This window comes from Sphingomonas sp. Leaf38 (assembly GCF_001421825.1).
Lineage (GTDB): Bacteria > Pseudomonadota > Alphaproteobacteria > Sphingomonadales > Sphingomonadaceae > Sphingomonas.
The window spans coordinates 274,640-276,688 of the sequence record NZ_LMLD01000010.1 but is presented as its reverse complement, the minus strand read 5'-3'; the positions used below and the strand labels follow the sequence as shown (position 1 = coordinate 276,688).

The window sequence follows — 2,049 nt, the reverse complement described above, 5'->3', positions numbered from 1 at the left end:
CCCCCGACCCCTCCCGCAAGCGGGAGGGGAGGAAAGCAGATCATGACCACCACCTCCTCCACCAGTTTCGTCAACATCGGCGAGCGTACCAACGTCACCGGCTCGGCGCGCTTCAAGAAGCTGATCATGGCGGGCGACTATCCCGCCGCGGTCGAGGTCGCGCGCCAGCAGGTCGAGAGCGGCGCGCAGGTGCTCGACGTCAACATGGACGAGGGGCTGCTCGACGCGCACCACGCGATGACGACGTTCCTCAAGCTCATCGCCGCGGAACCCGACATCGCGCGCATCCCGTTCATGGTCGACAGTTCCAAGTGGAGCGTGATCGAGGCGGGGCTGAAGTGCGTCAGCGGCAAGCCGATCGTCAATTCGATCAGCATGAAGGAGGGCGAGGAGCAGTTCCTCGCCCAGGCCAAGAAGTGCATGGCCTACGGCGCGGCGGTGGTCGTGATGGCGTTCGACGAGGTCGGGCAGGCGGACACCAAGGAGCGGAAAGTCGAGATCTGCGAGCGCGCCTACAAGCTGCTTGTCGGCATCGGCTTTCCCCCTGAGGACATCATCTTCGATCCCAACGTCTTCGCGGTCGCGACGGGGATCGAGGAGCACGACAATTACGGCGTCGACTTCATCGAGGCGTGCCGCGAGATCAAGGCGCGCTGCCCGCACGTCCATATCTCGGGCGGGCTGTCGAACTTCAGCTTCTCGTTCCGCGGCAACGAGCCCGTCCGCCGCGCGATGCACAGCGTGTTCCTGTATTATGCGATCCCCGCGGGCATGGACATGGCGATAGTCAACGCCGGCCAGCTCGACATCTACGACGATATCGACCCCGAACTGCGCAAGGCGGTCGAGGACGTCGTGCTCAACACCGATCCCGAGGCGGGTGAGCGGCTCGTCCAGCTCGCCGAACGCTATCGCGGCACCGACGTGGTCGCGGAGAAGGCGGCAGCCGAATGGCGCTCGCTGTCGGTCAACAAGCGGCTCGAATATGCGCTGGTCAAGGGCATCGACCTGCATGTCGTCGAGGATACCGAGGAAGCGCGCCTGATCATCGCCAATGACGGCGGACGGCCGATCGAGGTGATCGAAGGCCCTTTGATGGACGGGATGAACGTCGTTGGCGACCTGTTCGGATCGGGCAAGATGTTCCTGCCGCAGGTGGTGAAGTCGGCGCGCGTGATGAAGAAGGCGGTCGCGCACCTGCTGCCATATATCGAGGCGATGAAGGAGCCCGGCGCGCGCGGCAAGGGCAAGATCATCATGGCGACCGTCAAGGGCGACGTGCACGACATCGGCAAGAACATTGTCGGCGTGGTGCTGCAGTGCAACGGCTTCGACGTGGTCGATCTGGGCGTGATGGTGCCATGGTCGAAGATCCTCGAGGCCGCGAACGAGAACGACGCCGACATGATCGGGCTGTCGGGCCTCATCACGCCGAGCCTCGACGAGATGGTGACGGTCGCCGAGGAGATGAAGCGCGCGGGCATGACGATGCCGCTGCTGATCGGCGGCGCGACGACGTCGAAGGTCCATACCGCGCTCAGGATCGCGCCCGCTTATGACGGGCCCGTGGTGCATGTGCTCGACGCGAGCCGCGCGGTGGGCGTGGCGTCGACCTTGGTCAGCGACACGATCCGCGACGACTTCGTGACCAAGACCGCGGACGAATATGAGGCGGTACGGATCTCGCGCGCGAACAAGGGGCAGAGCGAACTGATCCCGATCGAGACCGCGCGCGAGCGCAAGTTCGTCGCGGACTTTTCGCTGAAGCCGGGCGCGCCCGCGAAGCCCGGTGTGCACGTCTTCGCGGATTGGGACCTGTCTGATCTGCGCGACTATATCGACTGGACGCCGTTCTTCCGTGCGTGGGAGCTGGCGGGCAATTTCCCCGCGATCCTGACCGACGAGGTCGTCGGCGAGAGCGCGTCGTCGCTATATGCGGACGCGCAGGCGATGCTGGACACGATCGTTGCGGAGAAGTGGCTGACGCCGCGTGGTGTTGCGGGGTTGTGGCCGGCGCGGCGCGAGGGGGATGATGTGGTGGTCACTGCT

At 65.0% G+C, this 2,049-nt stretch carries 1 protein-coding gene; it reads left to right on the top strand.

Translation table 11 applies throughout. The features are described from left to right. Positions 1-42: 42 nt before the first annotated feature. The coding region (locus ASE88_RS06830; RefSeq protein ID WP_082466373.1) for a dihydropteroate synthase at positions 43-2,049 on the top strand (2,007 nt) is incomplete at its 3' end.